This is a genomic window from Pseudomonas sp. YA1 (genome assembly GCF_058680555.1).
Genome location: NZ_JBZWBG010000026.1, coordinates 28080 through 44506 on the forward strand (window position 1 = coordinate 28080; position 16427 = coordinate 44506).

15 protein-coding genes are annotated in these 16427 nt (G+C 65.8%); 13 read left to right on the plus strand and 2 right to left on the minus strand.

Features of this window, described 5'->3' with window-relative positions; translation table 11 throughout:
- Nucleotides 1–98: 98 nt before the first annotated feature.
- Genes AC4OR5_RS28135 through AC4OR5_RS28145 form a run of 3 tightly spaced genes read left to right on the plus strand, consistent with a single transcriptional unit; the run spans nt 99 to nt 2546 of the window.
- Nucleotides 99–1115 carry an aminoglycoside phosphotransferase family protein gene (locus tag AC4OR5_RS28135; RefSeq protein ID WP_010793494.1) on the plus strand — a complete coding sequence of 339 codons (1017 nt, stop codon included), beginning with the start codon at nt 99–101 and terminating at the stop codon, nt 1113–1115.
- The gene (gene murU / locus AC4OR5_RS28140) at nt 1112–1786 is read left to right on the plus strand and encodes an N-acetylmuramate alpha-1-phosphate uridylyltransferase MurU (protein WP_003085095.1); all 675 of its coding nucleotides are present in this window, start codon (nt 1112–1114) and stop codon (nt 1784–1786) included. Before AC4OR5_RS28135 ends, murU begins: the two co-directional genes overlap by 4 nt.
- Nucleotide 1787: 1 nt before the next feature.
- A complete protein-coding gene (locus AC4OR5_RS28145) occupies nt 1788–2546 on the plus strand; it encodes a DnaJ domain-containing protein (RefSeq protein WP_003085097.1) in 759 nt (252 codons plus the stop codon).
- Here the strand turns inward: AC4OR5_RS28145 and AC4OR5_RS28150 are convergent, their stop codons facing one another.
- The gene (locus AC4OR5_RS28150; protein WP_003109038.1) at nt 2547–3605 is read right to left on the minus strand and encodes an alpha/beta hydrolase family protein; all 1059 of its coding nucleotides are present in this window, start codon (nt 3603–3605) and stop codon (nt 2547–2549) included.
- A 151-nt stretch (nt 3606–3756) separates the two neighbouring features.
- On the opposite strand from AC4OR5_RS28150, the gene AC4OR5_RS28155 reads away from it, so the two are divergent.
- The 10 genes from AC4OR5_RS28155 (at nt 3757) to trpE (ending at nt 15901) form a co-directional block, all read left to right on the plus strand.
- Nucleotides 3757–6150, plus strand: coding sequence for a PAS domain-containing sensor histidine kinase (locus AC4OR5_RS28155; protein ID WP_043102275.1), 2394 nt, complete (start codon nt 3757–3759; stop codon nt 6148–6150).
- 45 nt (nt 6151–6195) lie between these two features.
- On the plus strand, nt 6196–6828 hold the full coding sequence (locus tag AC4OR5_RS28160) for a response regulator (protein ID WP_003085103.1): 633 nt from the start codon (nt 6196–6198) through the stop codon (nt 6826–6828).
- Nucleotides 6829–6956: 128 nt separating this feature from the next.
- Nucleotides 6957–7991, plus strand: coding sequence for a polyamine ABC transporter substrate-binding protein (locus AC4OR5_RS28165; RefSeq protein WP_052150630.1), 1035 nt, complete (start codon nt 6957–6959; stop codon nt 7989–7991).
- Nucleotides 7992–8224: 233 nt separating this feature from the next.
- On the plus strand, nt 8225–9334 hold the full coding sequence (locus AC4OR5_RS28170) for an ABC transporter ATP-binding protein (protein WP_003085109.1): 1110 nt from the start codon (nt 8225–8227) through the stop codon (nt 9332–9334).
- 55 nt (nt 9335–9389) lie between these two features.
- A complete protein-coding gene (locus AC4OR5_RS28175) occupies nt 9390–10436 on the plus strand; it encodes an ABC transporter substrate-binding protein (protein ID WP_003109043.1) in 1047 nt (348 codons plus the stop codon).
- A 114-nt stretch (nt 10437–10550) separates the two neighbouring features.
- A complete protein-coding gene (locus AC4OR5_RS28180) occupies nt 10551–11798 on the plus strand; it encodes an ABC transporter permease (protein ID WP_003109044.1) in 1248 nt (415 codons plus the stop codon).
- A gap of 105 nt (nt 11799–11903) precedes the next feature.
- Nucleotides 11904–12734 carry an ABC transporter permease gene (locus tag AC4OR5_RS28185; protein ID WP_003085119.1) on the plus strand — a complete coding sequence of 277 codons (831 nt, stop codon included), beginning with the start codon at nt 11904–11906 and terminating at the stop codon, nt 12732–12734.
- A gap of 123 nt (nt 12735–12857) precedes the next feature.
- Nucleotides 12858–13532, plus strand: a complete 675-nt coding sequence (gene rpe, locus AC4OR5_RS28190; protein WP_003085122.1) for a ribulose-phosphate 3-epimerase — start codon at nt 12858–12860, stop codon at nt 13530–13532.
- Complete coding sequence (locus AC4OR5_RS28195) at nt 13532–14350, plus strand: phosphoglycolate phosphatase (protein ID WP_003109045.1); 819 nt, start codon at nt 13532–13534, stop codon at nt 14348–14350. The genes rpe and AC4OR5_RS28195 overlap by 1 nt, the downstream gene beginning before the upstream one ends.
- A 72-nt stretch (nt 14351–14422) precedes the next feature.
- Complete coding sequence (gene trpE / locus AC4OR5_RS28200) at nt 14423–15901, plus strand: anthranilate synthase component I (RefSeq protein WP_003085126.1); 1479 nt, start codon at nt 14423–14425, stop codon at nt 15899–15901.
- Nucleotides 15902–16087: 186 nt separating this feature from the next.
- Here the strand turns inward: trpE and prtN are convergent, their stop codons facing one another.
- Entirely contained in the window at nt 16088–16402 is a 315-nt protein-coding gene (gene prtN / locus AC4OR5_RS28205; RefSeq protein WP_003085128.1) for a pyocin genes transcriptional regulator PrtN, read from the minus strand.
- Nucleotides 16403–16427: the final 25 nt, after the last annotated feature.

Below are 16427 nucleotides of genomic sequence, written 5' to 3' on the forward strand. Positions count from 1 at the left end.
TCGGCCCGGTGGGCCGCACGCCTCTCGATGGGCTGAAAAAGATGCTGGATAATAAAGCATGACCTGCGCAACGGCTAGGGCCGTGGAGAACCCCGTAAATGTCTGATGATGCCCGTTTCCAGCAGCTGAATCGCTGGTTGGACTCTTGTTTGCCCGAGTTGTTCGTTGCCGAAGGTTGGGGGGAGGTGCCCCCCGCCGAACTGATCCCGGCCAGTAGCGACGCCAGCTTCCGTCGTTATTTCCGCTGGCAGGGAGGGGACCGCAGCCTGGTGGTGATGGACGCGCCGCCGCCCCAGGAAGACTGCCGACCGTTCGTCAAGGTCGCCGGACTGCTCGCCGGAGCCGGCGTGCATGTGCCGAGGATTCTCGCCCAGGATCTGGAGAACGGTTTCCTGCTGCTCAGTGACCTGGGCCGGCAGACCTACCTCGACGTGCTTCATCCCGGAAATGCCGACGAGCTGTTCGAACCGGCCCTGGATGCGCTGATCGCCTTCCAGAAGGTCGATGTCGCCGGTGTCCTGCCTGCCTACGACGAAGCGGTGCTGCGCCGCGAGCTGCAGCTGTTCCCCGACTGGTACCTGGCCCGCCACCTCGGCGTGGAGCTGGAGGGCGAGACGCTGGCCCGCTGGCAGCGGATCTGCGACCTGCTGGTACGCAGCGCGCTGGAGCAACCGCGGGTGTTCGTCCATCGCGACTATATGCCGCGCAACCTGATGCTCAGCGAGCCCAACCCGGGCGTCCTCGACTTCCAGGACGCCCTGCACGGCCCGGTCACCTACGATGTCACCTGCCTGTACAAGGACGCCTTCGTCAGTTGGCCGGAGCCGCGCGTGCATGCCGCGCTGAATCGCTACTGGAAGAAGGCGACCTGGGCCGGCATCCCGCTGCCGCCAAGCTTCGAGGACTTCCTCCGTGCCAGCGACCTGATGGGCGTGCAGCGCCACCTGAAGGTGATTGGCATCTTCGCCCGTATCTGTCACCGCGACGGCAAGCCGCGCTACCTGGGTGACGTGCCGCGCTTCTTCCGTTATCTGGAAACCGCCGTGGCGCGCCGTCCCGAGCTGGCCGAACTGGGCGAGCTGCTGGCCTCGCTGCCGCAGGGAGCCGAGGCATGAAGGCGATGATCCTCGCCGCCGGGCGTGGCGAGCGCATGCGGCCGACCACCCTGCACACGCCCAAGCCGCTGATCGAGGCCGCCGGCGTGCCATTGATCGAGCGTCAGTTGCTGGCGCTGCGCCAGGCCGGAGTCGACGACTGGGTGATCAACCATGCCTGGCTTGGCGAGCAGATCGAGGCCTATCTCGGCGACGGTTCGCGCCTGGGCGGGCGGATCGCCTATTCCCCGGAGGGAGAACCGCTGGAAACCGGCGGCGGAATCTTCCGCGCCCTGCCGTTGCTCGGCGAGCAGCCGTTCCTGTTGCTCAACGGCGATGTCTGGAGCGACTTCGACTACTCTCGGCTGCATCTTGCCGACGGCGACCTGGCGCATCTGGTGCTGGTCGACAACCCGGCGCACCATCCCGCCGGCGATTTCCACCTGGATGCCGGCGGACGGGTGGGCGAGACCCGCGAAGCGGGCGGCAACCTGACCTACAGCGGGATCGCCGTACTGCATCCCGCGCTGTTCGAGGGCTGCCAGCCGGGCGCCTTCAAGCTGGCGCCGCTATTGCGCAAGGCCATCGCCGCGGGGCGGGTCAGCGGCGAACACTATCGTGGGCACTGGGTCGACGTCGGTACCCACGAGCGCCTGGCGGAAGTCGAGCGATTGCTGGCGGAGCACGCCTGAGATGCTTTGGCCCGCTACGCTGATCGGAGCCGGAGCCGGCTGGGCCCTGGCCAGCATCCCCGGCGCCCTGCTCGGCGGCCTGCTGGGGCAACTGCTGGACCGCAGGTTACGCCTGGAGTCCTGGCGCGGCCTGCTGGCGCGCTTGCGCGGGCGGGCGGTGAACGATGAGGACGACCTGCTGTTCCAGTTGCTCGGCTATCTGGCCAAGAGCGGCGGGCGGGTGGAGGAAATGCATATCCGCCAGGCGCGCGAGGAGATGGCGTTGCGCAAGCTCGATAGGCGAGCCCAGCGGCGTGCCATCGCGTCCTTCGGCAAGGGCAAGGCCGGCATCGCCCATCTGCAGGAGGAGGTCGCGCGTCTGAAAGGCGAACGTGCGGAGGCAGTATTGCTCGCCTGCTGGCGGATGGCCTGGGCTGGCGGCGTGCTCAGCCAGTCGGCGCGACAACTGGTGTTGCAATGGGGGCGCTGGCTGGGTTGGTCGGCGGAGCGAACGGAACGCTTGTCGGCGCGGGTCATGCCGAAGCGGACGCGCGCTGTCGCCCGGGATAGCTACCGTGAGGCCCTGCTGCTGCTCGGCGTGGAGGCCGGAAGCGAGCCGGCGCTGATCAAACGCGCCTATCGCAAGCTGATCAGCCAGCATCATCCGGACAAACTGGCGGGAGCCGGCGCCAGCGTCGAGCGCGTGCGTGCGGCTACCGAGAAAACCCGTGAATTGCAGGCGGCCTACGCCCTGGTCCGAGAGCGTGAGGGGTTCCGCTGATCACTCCGCAGGTTTCTGCGCATCGGCCTGCAGGTGAAGGCTGAGCCAGCCGCGGATTCGTCGGTACAGTTGCTCCTGCTCCGCCTTGGGGTCGGCCGGTAGCGCCTGCATCGCGATTTGTACGTAGGCCGGGTGTTTCTGCCGCTTGCCGGCCTGCATGCGCAGCCTGGCCGCCTCGCGGTCGGCGCGGGCGTCGCGGTAATAGAAGTCGCCGGTCGCCAGTTTCAGCTTCGGCACCATATCTTCCAGCGCCGGGCGAAAATCGCGCGGTACCTCCGCGGCAACCAGCAGCAGGTTGTGGATTTCCGCAGGCTCCTTCTCCGCCAGGTAGCGTGCCGCCCAATAGGCGCCCGTGCCATGACCGAGCAGGACGACGCTTTTCGGTTCGTGCTGCAGGGCCAGGTCGATGCTCGCCTGCAGGCGCGCCATGACCCGTTCGGCGTGCGCCTTGCGCTGCTCGACCGGATCGATGGCTGGGGGAGGGGCCTGGTCCTCGCTCTGCGCCGGTTCGCCGCTGCCGGCTTCGGCGGTGCTTTCCGGCGCCGGCGCGTTGCCGCTTTCGCCTTTCACGTCAGGCTTGCTTGCGCTGTCCGCGGCGCTGGCGTCCTTGTCGGCGCTGGCGCTGGCGGCGGATTCCGCAGGGCGGGTAACCGGCGCGGTACTCTGCGGGTCGGGCAGGGCCAGGCTCAGGGTCTGCCAGCCGGCATCCGGCAGTTTGCGCCTCAGCGGGCCGATGGCTTGCGGCCAGTCCGGACTTTCGCCATCACCGGGAACCAGGATCACCACACCTTCGGCCTCGGCGGTGTTGGCCGGCAACCAGAGGGTGAGGAAGCTTTCGTCGCCGGCCTTGAGGATCTGCTGGCCGTCCTCTGGCAACTGGCGCTCCAGCCCCTTGGCCTCGTCCTGGCTGCGCTCGCTGACCGCCGGGCGTTCCACGGGGGCCGGCGGCTGGTCCTTGGCGACCTCCTCTTCGGCTTGCACGAAAGCCGGCGGCAGGAAAGCGGCGGCCAATAGCAGCAGCAGGGCGGAGGGCTTCGGCAGTAGAGAGAAGGCCGGCATTGGAAATTCCCGATAGACAATCCAGAAGGCAGCCTAAACCCAGAGCAGTTCTTTGTCAGGCCGAGCCTTCGCATGGTTCGCCGGTCGCGCTCGCGGTAAGGTATGCCCGCTTTTCCTTCCGTTGCGGTGTATTCCGTGGAGTGTCGCCGGCATGTTGCGTCGTTGCTGTCTGCTCTTCTTCTGTCTGCTGTTGAGCCTGCCCGTGCGAGCGGAGGAGTCGGTCGCCTTGCCGCTGACGGCGGAGCTACGGACCTGGCTGGCGGAGCATCGGGAATTGCGCGTCGGGGTGGTCACCGAAGCGCCCTATGCCCAGTACGACCGCCGCCTGCAACAGTATTCCGGGGCCAACGTGGAGCTGATGGGCTGGCTGGCCACGGCAATGCAGGTGACCTTGCGGTGGCAGGGCTATCCCGACCAGGCGGCGCTCGACGATGCCCTGCGCGCTGGGCGCGTGGATATCGCTCCCGGCCTCAGCCAGACCCCAGCCGGGCTGCGCTTGTGGCTGTTCTCCGATCCCTACCTGCGGGTTTCCCGGCTGGTGGTGGGGAAGCGCGATGGCAGCGGCAGCGTCGAATTGGAGCAACTGGAGCGCGATACCCGGGTTGCCGTGCGGGCCGGCAGTTCGGTAGCCGACTACCTCAGCAGCACCTATAGCGGCCTGCAATGGGTGTCGGCCGATTCCGAACGCGAGGTGCTGCGCGCCGTGCTCGCCGGACAGGCACGCTACGCGGTGATCGACGAAGCGCAACTCAGCCGCCTGACCCGCGAGCCGGAGTTCGCCGAGCTAGCGGTGGTTGGCGACATCGGCTATCCGCAACTGCTACGGGTGGCGACCCGCCGCGATTGGCCGGAACTGGCGATGGTGGTCGACCAGGCGTTGCGTTCGCTGCCGCGCAAGTCCCTGGACCAGTTGCACGAGCGCTGGTTGCAACCCAAGTATCCGCGCCTCGGCGAGTCGCCGGGGTTCTGGCAGAACCTGTCGATCCTCCTCGGCCTGCTGCTGGCCGGCGCGCTGGCGGCGGTGTTCCTCCAGCGGCGCCAGCAGCATGCGCTGGAAGCCCGGCTGTACGGCGCCCGCCGCGACCTGGAGCTGCGCCAGGCGGCCGAGGAGGCGCTGCGCCTGACCCAGTTCTCCATCGACAACAGCACCCTGGGCATCCTCTGGGTCAACTGGGACAGCCGCGTACGCTACGCCAACCGCGCCGCCGAACAGATGCTCGGCCATGCCGACGGCCAACTCGTGGACCGTCCGCTGGCCGACTTCGAGCCCGGCCTGGACATGGACCGCTGGTTGAATCTTTGGCGTCGTGCGCGCAATAGCGAGGAGGGCCCGCTCAGCTTCGAGACCCGCTGCCTGCGCGCCGACGGCAGTTGGCTGCCGGCCGACGTCTCGCTTAGCTTCCTGCGCTTCGGCACGTCCGAGTATCTGGTGGTGTTCCTCAGCGACGTCACCGAGCGCCGCCGTGCCCGCGAGGCATTGCAGGAAAGCGAGGCGCGGATGAAGGGCATCGCCTCCAACGTGCCGGGCATGGTCTTCCGCCTGGAGCGGCCGCGGGCCGGCGCGTTTTCCGACTTCGCCTATATCAGCGAGGGCAGCGAGGCGCTGGTCGGCTACAGCGCTCGCGAACTGATCGAAAGCGGCCGCGGCATTCGTGGCCTGGTCCATCCCGACGACCGCGAGCGCTACTGGTCGAGCCAGATGACTGCCCTCGACGAGAATCGCGACTGGCATTGGCAGGGCCGCATCCTCACTCGCCAGGGCGAATTGCGCTGGGCCGACATCAAGGCTTCGGCGCGCTGTTTCGAGGATGGTCGCGCGGTCTGGGACGGGGTGGTCTGGGACATCACCGCGAACAAGCAGATCGAACTCGAACTCGGCGAGTCGCGCGCCCAGCTCCGCGAGCTGTCGGCGCACCTGGAGTCGGTGCGGGAGGAGGAGAAGGCGCGTATCGCCCGCGAGGTCCATGATGAGCTGGGCCAGGTGCTGACGGTGCTGAAGCTGGAAACCTCGATGTGCGAGCTGGCCTATGCCGATGCCCAGGAGGGCCTGCGCGAACGCCTGGGCAACATGAAAAAGCTGATCGCCCAGTTGTTCCAGCTGGTGCGCGACGTGGCTACCGCACTGCGCCCGCCGATCCTCGACGCCGGAATCGGCTCGGCGGTGGAGTGGCAGGCGCGGCGCTTCGAGGCGCGCACGCAGATTCCCTGCCTGGTGGAGGTGCCGGAGAACTCGCCGCAGTTGGTCGACGCCAAGGCTATCGGCCTGTTCCGCATCCTCCAGGAGGCGTTGACCAATGTCATGCGGCATGCCGAGGCGCATACTGTGCAACTGCGTCTGCTGCGCGAGGGCGACGAGCTGTGCCTGAGCGTCAGCGACGACGGTCGCGGGTTCGATGTTGCCACGGTGGGGCGTGGCAGTTCCTTCGGCCTGGTCGGCATGCGTGAGCGGGTGCTGATGATGGGCGGTACGCTGGACATCGACAGTGCCCCCGGCGAGGGCACCACGCTCAGCGTGAGGATTCCGCTGGGCGTCGCGAGCCCGTGACAAGAACAACCGCCGGCAAGGCGGAACAGCGTGAGGCAGCAAAGAGTGGTGATCCGAGTCCTGGTCGCTGAAGACCACACGATCGTCAGGGAAGGCATCAAGCAACTGATTGGCATGGCCAAGGACCTGCAGGTGGTCGGCGAGGCCACCAATGGCGAGCAGTTGCTGGAAACCCTGCGCGGAACGCCTTGCGAGGTGGTCCTGCTGGATATCTCCATGCCCGGCGTCAATGGCCTCGAGGCGATTCCGCGGATTCGCGCGCTGAACGAGCCGCCGGCGATCCTGGTGCTGTCGATGCACGACGAGGCGCAGATGGCCGCCCGCGCCCTGAAGATAGGTGCTGCCGGCTATGCCACCAAGGACAGCGATCCGGCATTGCTGCTCACCGCGATCCGCAGGGTCGCCGGCGGCGGACGCTACATCGACCCGGACCTTGCCGATCGGATGGTCTTCGAGGTTGGCCTGACCGATTCGCGTCCGCCCCATGCGCTGCTCTCCGAGCGCGAGTTCTCGGTGTTCGAGCGGCTGGTGCAGGGCGCCAACGTCAACGAGATCGCCCAGCAACTGGCGGTCAGCAACAAGACCATCAGTACCCACAAGGCACGCCTGATGCAGAAGCTCAACGCGCATTCGGTAGCCGACCTGGTGCGCTACGCGATGGAGCACCGCCTGCTCTGACAGGGGCGTTCGCCCAGGTTTTGCTCGCGGCTTGTGCGCCAGGTCCGGTTTTCGCGATCTGCTGTCTACCTGGCTTCCGCGCGGCAGGGAATGATGCTCGCCGGCCAACACGATAAGGAGAAGAAACGATGTTGCCAGCCATGAGGACGGGCCTGTTGTGCGCCCTTCTCGGATTTACCGCGCCCGCCTGGGCGGAATACGTGACCGTGATTTCCTTCGGCGGCGCCAACAAGGAAGCCCAGGAAACCGCGTTCTACAAACCCTTCAAGAGCGCCACCGGCAATCGCGTGGTGCATGGCTCCTACAATGGCGACCTGGCCAAGCTCAAGCGCATGGTGGAGATCAGCCACGTCTCCTGGGACGTGGTGGAAGTCGAGGCGCCGGAGCTGGCGCGCGGTTGCGAGGAAGGTCTGTTCGAGAAGCTGGACATGGCGAAGGTCGGCGATCCCGCGGATTTCGTTCCCGGCGCGGTGCAGCCCTGCGGAGTCGGCATCTTCGTCTGGACCACGCTGCTTGCCTACAACCCCGGCAAGGTTGCGGGCAGCCCGCAGGGCTGGGCGGATTTCTGGGACGTGAAGAAGTTTCCCGGCAAGCGCGGCCTGCGCTGGGGCGCCAAGTACAGCCTGGAGTTCGCCCTGATGGCCGATGGCGTGGCGCCGAAGGACGTCTACCAGACGCTGGCGACGCCCGCCGGCGTCGAGCGGGCATTCCGCAAGCTCGACGAGCTGAAGCCCTATATCCATTGGTGGAAGTCCGGGCAGGACCCTGTGCGCGACCTGGCCGATGGCACGGTGGTGATGAGTTCGGCCTACAACGGGCGGATCGCCGCGGCGCAGGCCGAGAAGCAGCGCCTGGCAATGGTCTGGAGCGGCGGCGTCTACGATTTCGACTTCTGGGCGCTGCCGGTCGGGGTTTGGAAGAAGCAGTTGGCCGAGGAGTTCATCCGTTTCGCCAGCCAGCCGGAGCAGCAGAAGGCTTTCGCCGAGAACATCGCCTACGGCCCGGCCAACCGCAAGGCGGTAGGCCTGCTCGATCCGCAAGTGGCTGCCAACCTGCCGACCGCGCCGCAGAACATGCAGAACGCGGTGGGTATGAACGTGGCCTTCTGGGCGGAGCACGGCGAGGCCCTGGAGCAGCGTTTCCAGAACTGGGCCAAGCGCTGAGGACGCCGTTGCGCGCCAGCCGGAGAGCGCTGGCGCGCAAACCTTTGCCCTTCTCGAAAGCCCCTTCCCAGAGCGGTCTGGCCCATTCCGGGGTGCATCTTTTTTGTAGGGCGATTCCTACAAAGAGCTTTCCTTTCCCCTGATAGAAAACTCTCTTGCCGGCCGATTTGCGTCCTGCGCCGGGTTCTCTAGGCTGTTCGCACAGCATCCATAAAACGAACAAAGGTGCGGTTATGGCCGAGACTCAAGGCGGCGATGTACTGGTCAGCTTCCGTGGCGTGCAGAAGAGCTACGACGGTGAGACCCTCATCGTGAAGGATCTCAACCTGGACATTCGCAAGGGCGAATTCCTCACCCTGCTCGGCCCCTCCGGGTCCGGCAAGACCACCAGCCTGATGATGCTGGCCGGTTTCGAAACCCCCACCGCCGGCGAAATTCTCCTGGCCGGTCGCTCGATCAACAATGTCCCTCCGCACAAGCGCGACATCGGCATGGTGTTCCAGAACTATGCGCTGTTCCCGCACATGACCGTGGCCGAGAACCTGGCCTTTCCCCTCAGCGTCCGCGGCATGAGCAAGACCGACGTGAAGGAAAGGGTCAAGCGCGCGTTGTCGATGGTCCAGCTCGACGCCTTCGCCGGGCGTTATCCGGCGCAGCTTTCCGGTGGCCAGCAGCAGCGCGTGGCGCTGGCCCGCGCGCTGGTCTTCGAGCCGCAACTGGTGCTGATGGACGAGCCCCTGGGAGCGCTGGACAAGCAACTTCGCGAGCACATGCAGATGGAAATCAAGCATCTGCACCAGCGCCTCGGTGTCACCGTGGTCTACGTCACCCACGACCAGGGCGAGGCGCTGACCATGTCCGACCGGGTGGCGGTGTTCCACCAGGGCGAAATCCAGCAGATCGAGCCGCCGCGCAATCTCTACGAGCAGCCGCGCAACACCTTCGTGGCCAACTTCATCGGTGAGAACAACCGTCTATCCGGGCAGCTTCTCAGTTGCGACGGCGAGCGCTGCGTGGTCGGACTGCCGCGCGGCGAGAAGGTCGAGGCGCTGGCGGTCAACGTCGGCCAGCCGGGCGAGCCGGTGACCTTGTCGATCCGCCCCGAGCGGGTGCGCCTGAACGGCGCCAGCGAGTCTTGCGTCAACCGTTTCTCCGGCCGCGTGGCCGAGTTCGTCTACCTGGGCGACCACGTGCGTGTGCGCCTGGAGGTCTGCGGCCGCGACGACTTCTTCGTCAAGCAGCCGATCGCCGAGCTGGACCCGACGCTGAGCGTCGGTGATGTGGTTCCGCTGGGCTGGCAGGTCGAGCATGTGAGGGCGCTCGACCCTCTGCCGGCGGCGTGAGCGCCGGCAGTCCCGAACCGTACCGAAGCAACCCTGCACTGTGGAGAGAACAATAATGTCGAAATCCCTGAAAGCGGCCAGCCTGAAGTTCGCCACCCTGGCGGCCGGCCTGGCCTGCGCGGCCCAGGCCATGGCGGTGGACCTGACCGTGGTGTCCTTCGGCGGGGCCAACAAGAGCGCCCAGATCAAGGCGTTCTACGAGCCCTACCAGAAAGCCACCGGCAACAGGATCGTCGCCGGCGAATACAACGGCGAGATGGCCAAGGTCAAGGCCATGGTCGATACCAACAGCGTGTCCTGGGACCTGGTGGAAGTGGAGTCGCCGGAGCTGTCGCGCGGCTGCGACGAAGGCCTGTTCGAGGAACTCGACCCGGCGCAGTTCGGTAAGACCGAGGACTTCGTGCCCGGCGCCATCCAACCGTGCGGCGTGGGTTTCTTCGTCTGGTCCACGGTGCTCGCCTACAACGCCGACAAGCTGAAAAGCGCGCCGACCAGTTGGGCGGACTTCTGGGACATCAAGAAATTCCCCGGCAAGCGCGGCCTGCGCAAGGGCGCCAAGTACACCCTCGAATTCGCCCTGATGGCCGACGGCGTGGCGCCGAAGGACGTCTACGGCGTGCTCGCCACCAAGGAAGGCCAGGATCGCGCCTTCAAGAAGCTCGACGAGATCAAGTCGAGCATCCAGTGGTGGGAGGCGGGCGCCCAGCCGCCGCAGTACCTGGCTTCCGGCGATGTGGTGATGAGTTCTGCCTACAACGGTCGGATCGCCGCGGTGCAGAAGGAAAGCAACCTGAAGGTGGTATGGAACGGCGGCATCTACGATTTCGACGCCTGGGCCATCCCGAAGGGGGCGAAGAAACAGGAAGAGACCCTGAAGTTCATCGCCTTCTCGGTGCAGCCCCAGCAGCAGAAGACTTACTCGGAAAACATCGCCTACGGTCCGGCCAACAAGCAGGCGGTGCCGCTGCTGGACAAGGCCCTGCTGAAGGACATGCCGACCACTCCGGAAAACATCCAGAACCAGGTGGCAATGGACGTGACCTTCTGGGCCGACTACGGCGAACAACTGGAACAGCGCTTCAACGCCTGGGCGGCCAGGTAATCCTCGCCTGACCCTCCAGTGAGGGCCGGAGGGGCCGCCGCGCGGCGGCTCCTCCTACCGTTCCACACTTTCCAGGGCCGCTCCCGACGGCCCGCTTTTTTTCCGGAGTTCGCTATGGCCACAGCTGTGCCCATGTCCCAGGCCGCCGGCAGCACCCTCAAGCAACGCCTGGCGCGCGCCGAGCGGATGAACCGCCTGAAGTCCCAGGCGCTGATCCTGCCCCTGCTGGCCTTCCTGGTCCTGACCTTCCTGGTGCCGATCGCCGCGCTGCTCTACAAGAGCGTGTCCAACCCGGAAGTGGTTCGCTCGTTGCCGCTGACGGTAGAAGCCATCTCCGCCTGGGACGGCAAGTCGCTGCCGGCCGACGCCGTCTACAAGGCGCTCAGCCAGGATCTCGCCGAGGCTCGTCGCAACCAGACCATCGGCGATCTCTCCAAGCGCCTGAACATGGAACTGGCCGGTTATCGCAGCCTGATGGCGAAGACCGCGCGCAAGCTGCCGTTCAAGGAGGAGCCCGCTTCCTACAAGGACGCCATGGAGCAGCTCGACGAGCGCTGGGGCGACCCCGCCTACTGGCAGGTGATCCGCCGCAACGCCAGCAGCTATACACCCTATTACCTGCTCGCGGCCCTCGACCACCGGATCGACGATCTCGGCGAAGTGGCGCGCGCCACCCCGGACCAGGCCATCTACCTGGATATCTTCGCCCGCACCTTCTGGATGGGCGCGGTGATCACCGTCATCTGCCTGCTGCTGGCCTACCCGCTGGCCTACCTGCTGGCCAACCTGCCGACGCGCAAGAGCAACCTGCTGATGATCCTGGTCCTGCTGCCGTTCTGGACCTCGATCCTGGTACGTGTCGCCGCCTGGATCGTCCTGCTGCAATCGGGTGGCCTGATCAACGGCGCGCTGCTCAAGCTCGGCCTGATCGACCAGCCGCTGCAACTGGTGTTCAACCGCACCGGCGTATACATCGCGATGGTGCACATCATGCTGCCGTTCATGATCCTGCCGATCTACAGCGTGATGAAGGGCATTTCGCCGAGCTACATGCGCGCCGCGATTTCCCTCGGCTGCCACCCGTTCGCCAGCTTCTGGCGGGTGTATTTCCCGCAGACCGTCGCGGGCGTCGGCGCCGGTTGCCTGCTGGTGTTCATCCTGTCCATCGGCTACTACATCACCCCGGCGCTGCTGGGCAGCCCGAACGACCAGATGGTCAGCTACTTCGTCGCCTTCTATACCAACAGCACCATCAACTGGGGCATGGCCACCGCCCTCGGCGGCCTGCTGCTGCTCGCTACCCTGGTGCTCTACGTCGTCTACAGCTGGCTGGTGGGCGCCAGCCGCCTGCGCCTGGGATAGAGCGCCTTCCGAGAAGGCCAACCGATTCCCCTCTCCCTTCGGAAAAAAGGTTGCCCGGAGGGCGGGGAGAGGGGGATCCGCACGAAACACATTGGAGAGCGAGTCATGCTGAGTCCCTACATGTCCCCGGTCGAGCGCCTGTGGTTCTACTCCTTGCGCATCCTCTGCGGCCTGGTACTGCTGTTCCTGGTACTGCCGGTGCTGGTCATCGTGCCGCTGTCGTTCAACTCCGGTACCTTCCTGGTCTACCCGCTGCAAGGGTTCTCCCTGCGCTGGTACGCCGACTTCTTCCAGTCCGCCGAGTGGATGCGCTCGTTGACCAACAGCATGATCGTCGCTCCGGCGGCGACCCTGCTGGCGATGGTCTTCGGCACTCTGGCGGCGATCGGCCTGACCCGCGGCGAGTTCCGCGGCAAGGCACTGGTGATGAGCCTGATGATTTCGCCGATGGTGGTGCCGGTGGTGATCATCGGCGTGGCCAGCTACCTGTTCTTCGCTCCGCTGGGGCTCGGCAACAGCTACCTGTCGCTGATCGTGGTGCATGCAGTGCTCGGCGTGCCGTTCGTGATCATCACCGTCTCCGCAACCCTGCAGGGGTTCAACTACAACCTGGTGCGCGCCGCCGCCAGCCTCGGCGCGCCGCCGCTGACCACCTTCTTCCGGGTGACCCTGCCGCTGATCGCTCCCGGGGTGATCTCCGGCGCGCTGTTCGCCTTCGCCACCTCGTTCGACGAAGTGGTAGTGACCCTCTTCCTCGCCGGCCCCGAGCAGGCCACCCTGCCGCGGCAGATGTTCAGCGGCATTCGCGAGAACCTGAGCCCCACCATTGCCGCCGCGGCGACCTTGCTGATCGGTTTCTCCGTACTGCTGTTGCTGACCCTGGAATGGCTGCGCGGGCGCAGCGAGAAGATGCGTACAGCACAACCCGGCGCCTGAGGCGCAGGGCGCGCCCGGCCTGGTCCGGGCGTCGGCTGCTGCGGCGAAAAGTCGTCATTTTCACCGCCAAAAACCGATAACGGCTACAATGCGCGCCTTCCGTGATCCCCTTTGAGGTGCGCCATGCAACCCTTCGCCATCGCTCCGTCGATCCTTTCCGCCGATTTCGCCCGCCTGGGCGAGGACGTGGACAAGGTGCTCGCCGCCGGTGCCGACATCGTTCACTTCGACGTGATGGACAACCACTACGTGCCGAACCTGACCATCGGCCCGATGGTCTGCTCGGCGCTGCGCAAGTACGGCGTGAGCGCGCCGATCGACGTGCACCTGATGGTGTCCCCGGTGGATCGCATCATCGGCGACTTCATCGAAGCTGGCGCCACCTACATCACCTTCCATCCGGAAGCTTCCCAGCACATCGACCGTTCCCTGCAACTGATCCGCGACGGCGGGTGCAAGGCGGGCCTGGTGTTCAACCCGGCTACTCCGCTGGAGGTGCTGAAGTACGTGATGGACAAGGTCGACATGGTCCTGCTGATGAGCGTCAACCCCGGCTTCGGCGGGCAGAAATTCATCCCCGGTACCCTCGACAAGTTGCGCGAAGCACGCGCCCTGATCGATGCCTCCGGACGCGAGATCCGCCTGGAGATCGATGGCGGCGTCAACGTCAAGAACATCCGTGAGATCGCCGCGGCGGGCGCCGATACCTTCGTCGCCGGCTCGGCCATCTTCAACGCCCCGGACTACGCCGAGGTCATCCGCGCCATGCATGCCGAACTGGCCCAGGCGCACCAGTAATGAGCGCTGCGGAGCCGTTCTTCGCCACGCGCCTGCCGCGTCTGGTGATGTTCGACCTGGATGGCACGCTGGTCGATTCCGTTCCCGACCTCACCGCCGCGGTCGACAGCATGCTCGCCAGCCTCGGGCGGCGGCCGGCGGGCATCGAGAAGGTCCGCCAGTGGATCGGTAACGGCGCGCGTGTGCTGGTGCGTCGCGCCCTGGCGGGAAGCATCGAGCATGACGGCATCGGTGAGGAAGAAACCGAAGCCGCGCTGGCGCTGTTCATGGAGGCCTATGCCGACAGTCATGCGCTCACCGAGGTCTATCCCGGCGTCGTCGATACCCTCAGGTGGCTCAAGCGCAACGGCGTGGAAATGGCGCTGATCACCAACAAGCCGGAGCGCTTCGTCGCTCCGCTGCTGGATGAGATGAAGCTGGGTCGCTATTTCCGCTGGATCATCGGCGGCGACACCCTGCCGCAGCAGAAGCCCGACCCGGCGGCGCTGCTGTTCGTGATGAAGATGGCCGGCATCGAGCCCGAAGATGCGTTGTTCGTCGGTGATTCGCGCAACGACGTACTCGCCGCCAAGGCTGCCGGTGTGCGCTGCGCGGCGCTGACCTATGGCTACAACCACGGCCGGCCGATCGCCGAGGAAGCCCCCACCCTGGTCATCGACAACCTGCGCGACCTGCTGCCTTGCGCCGACCAGGCCGCTGAGATAGTGTTGCCGGACGACTCCCTTTCCCCCTCCGACCAGCGAGATCAAGCCGTGGCGGTCAGCAAACTCTGGATGAAGGTCATCAAGGCCCTGGCGCGTTGGCGCTGGCGCGCCTGACATCATCCTCCGCCGGATAGCCGGCGCGCGTTTGCACCCTGTTGACCGTTCTCTCCTCCGATGAGGCTGATCATGAATCGCGAAGAATTCCTGCGGCTGGCCGCCGATGGCTACAACCGCATCCCGCTGTCCTTCGAGACCCTTGCCGACTTCGACACGCCGCTGTCGATCTACCTGAAGCTGGCCGACGCGCCGAACTCCTACCTGCTGGAGTCGGTGCAGGGCGGCGAGAAATGGGGGCGCTATTCGATCATCGGTCTGCCGTGTCGCACGGTGCTGCGGGTCTACGACCATCAAGTGCGGATCAGCATCGATGGCATGGAAACCGAGCGCTTCGATTGCGCCGACCCGCTGGCTTTCGTCGAGGAGTTCAAGGCGCGCTACCAGGTGCCCACCGTGCCCGGCTTGCCACGTTTCGATGGAGGCCTGGTCGGCTATTTCGGTTACGACTGCGTGCGCTACGTGGAAAAACGCCTGGCCACCTGTCCGAACCCGGACCCGCTGGGCAACCCGGATATCCTGTTGATGGTGTCCGATGCCGTAGTGGTATTCGACAACCTGGCCGGGAAGATCCACGCCATCGTCCTCGCCGATCCCTCTGAGGAAAATGCCTACGAGCGCGGCCAGGCACGTCTGGAGGAGCTGCTGGAGCGTCTGCGCCAGCCGATCACCCCGCGTCGCGGCCTCGACCTCGAGGCGGCCCAGGGCCGGGAGCCGGCGTTTCGTGCCAGCTTCACCCGCGAGGACTATGAAAACGCGGTAGGAAGGATCAAGGACTACATCCTGGCCGGCGACTGCATGCAGGTGGTGCCGTCGCAGCGCATGTCCATCGAATTCAAGGCGGCGCCCATCGACCTGTACCGCGCGCTGCGCTGTTTCAATCCGACGCCCTACATGTACTTCTTCAACTTCGGCGACTTCCATGTCGTGGGCAGCTCTCCGGAGGTGCTGGTACGGGTCGAGGACGGCCTGGTCACGGTGCGCCCGATCGCCGGCACCCGTCCGCGCGGGATCAACGAAGAGGCCGACCTGGCGCTGGAGCAGGATCTGCTATCGGACGCCAAGGAGATCGCCGAGCACCTGATGCTGATCGACCTGGGGCGCAACGACGTGGGTCGAGTGTCCGACATCGGCGCGGTGAAGGTCACCGAAAAAATGGTGATCGAACGTTACTCCAACGTCATGCACATCGTGTCCAACGTCACCGGGCAATTGCGCGAGGGGCTCAGCGCGATGGACGCGCTGCGGGCGATCCTGCCGGCGGGTACGCTGTCCGGCGCGCCGAAGATCCGCGCCATGGAGATCATCGACGAGCTGGAGCCGGTCAAGCGTGGAGTCTACGGCGGCGCGGTCGGCTACCTGGCATGGAACGGCAACATGGACACCGCCATTGCCATCCGCACCGCGGTGATCAAGAACGGTGAACTCCACGTGCAGGCCGGCGGCGGTATCGTTGCCGACTCGGTGCCGGCGCTGGAGTGGGAAGAAACCATCAACAAGCGCCGGGCGATGTTCCGCGCCGTGGCGCTGGCCGAGCAGAGCGTCGAGTAAGACGGCGCGAGGCGGAAGAAAAAAAGGCGGATGGCGTTTGCGTCATCCGCCTTTTTTGTGCCCGGCTGGACCCTCGCATTGGCTTCGCCCTACGCGGAACCGCTTTCGTAGGGCGAATATCGCGACGCGATATCCGCCAGGCGGAGCATGGTGTCGCTCCCTACGATGCTGGCAACGGCGGGCCGCTCAGGATGCGATGCTGTCCGCGCCTGGCTGTGCTCGACGGGCGCTTCCGGCTTGGTTCGCGCGCTGGTCGACGTAGGCGGCGAGGTGATCGAGGGCCACGAACTGCATGGCCTTGTGGCTATCGTCGAGGGTCGTCACTGGCAGGGCGATCCGCCCGCATGCCAGGGCCTTGCTGAAGTTTTCCTTGTTCAGGTTGCGAAACCAGCGTTCGCGGACCTGCTCCAGCGGCACCAGGACGTCGCCGAAGATGCGGTAGACCAATTCCACGGTTTCCTGGCGTGGAATTGGAGTGGTAGGGGCGATGGTTGGCTGCACGGTATTCCCTCCTGCGGCTACGCGT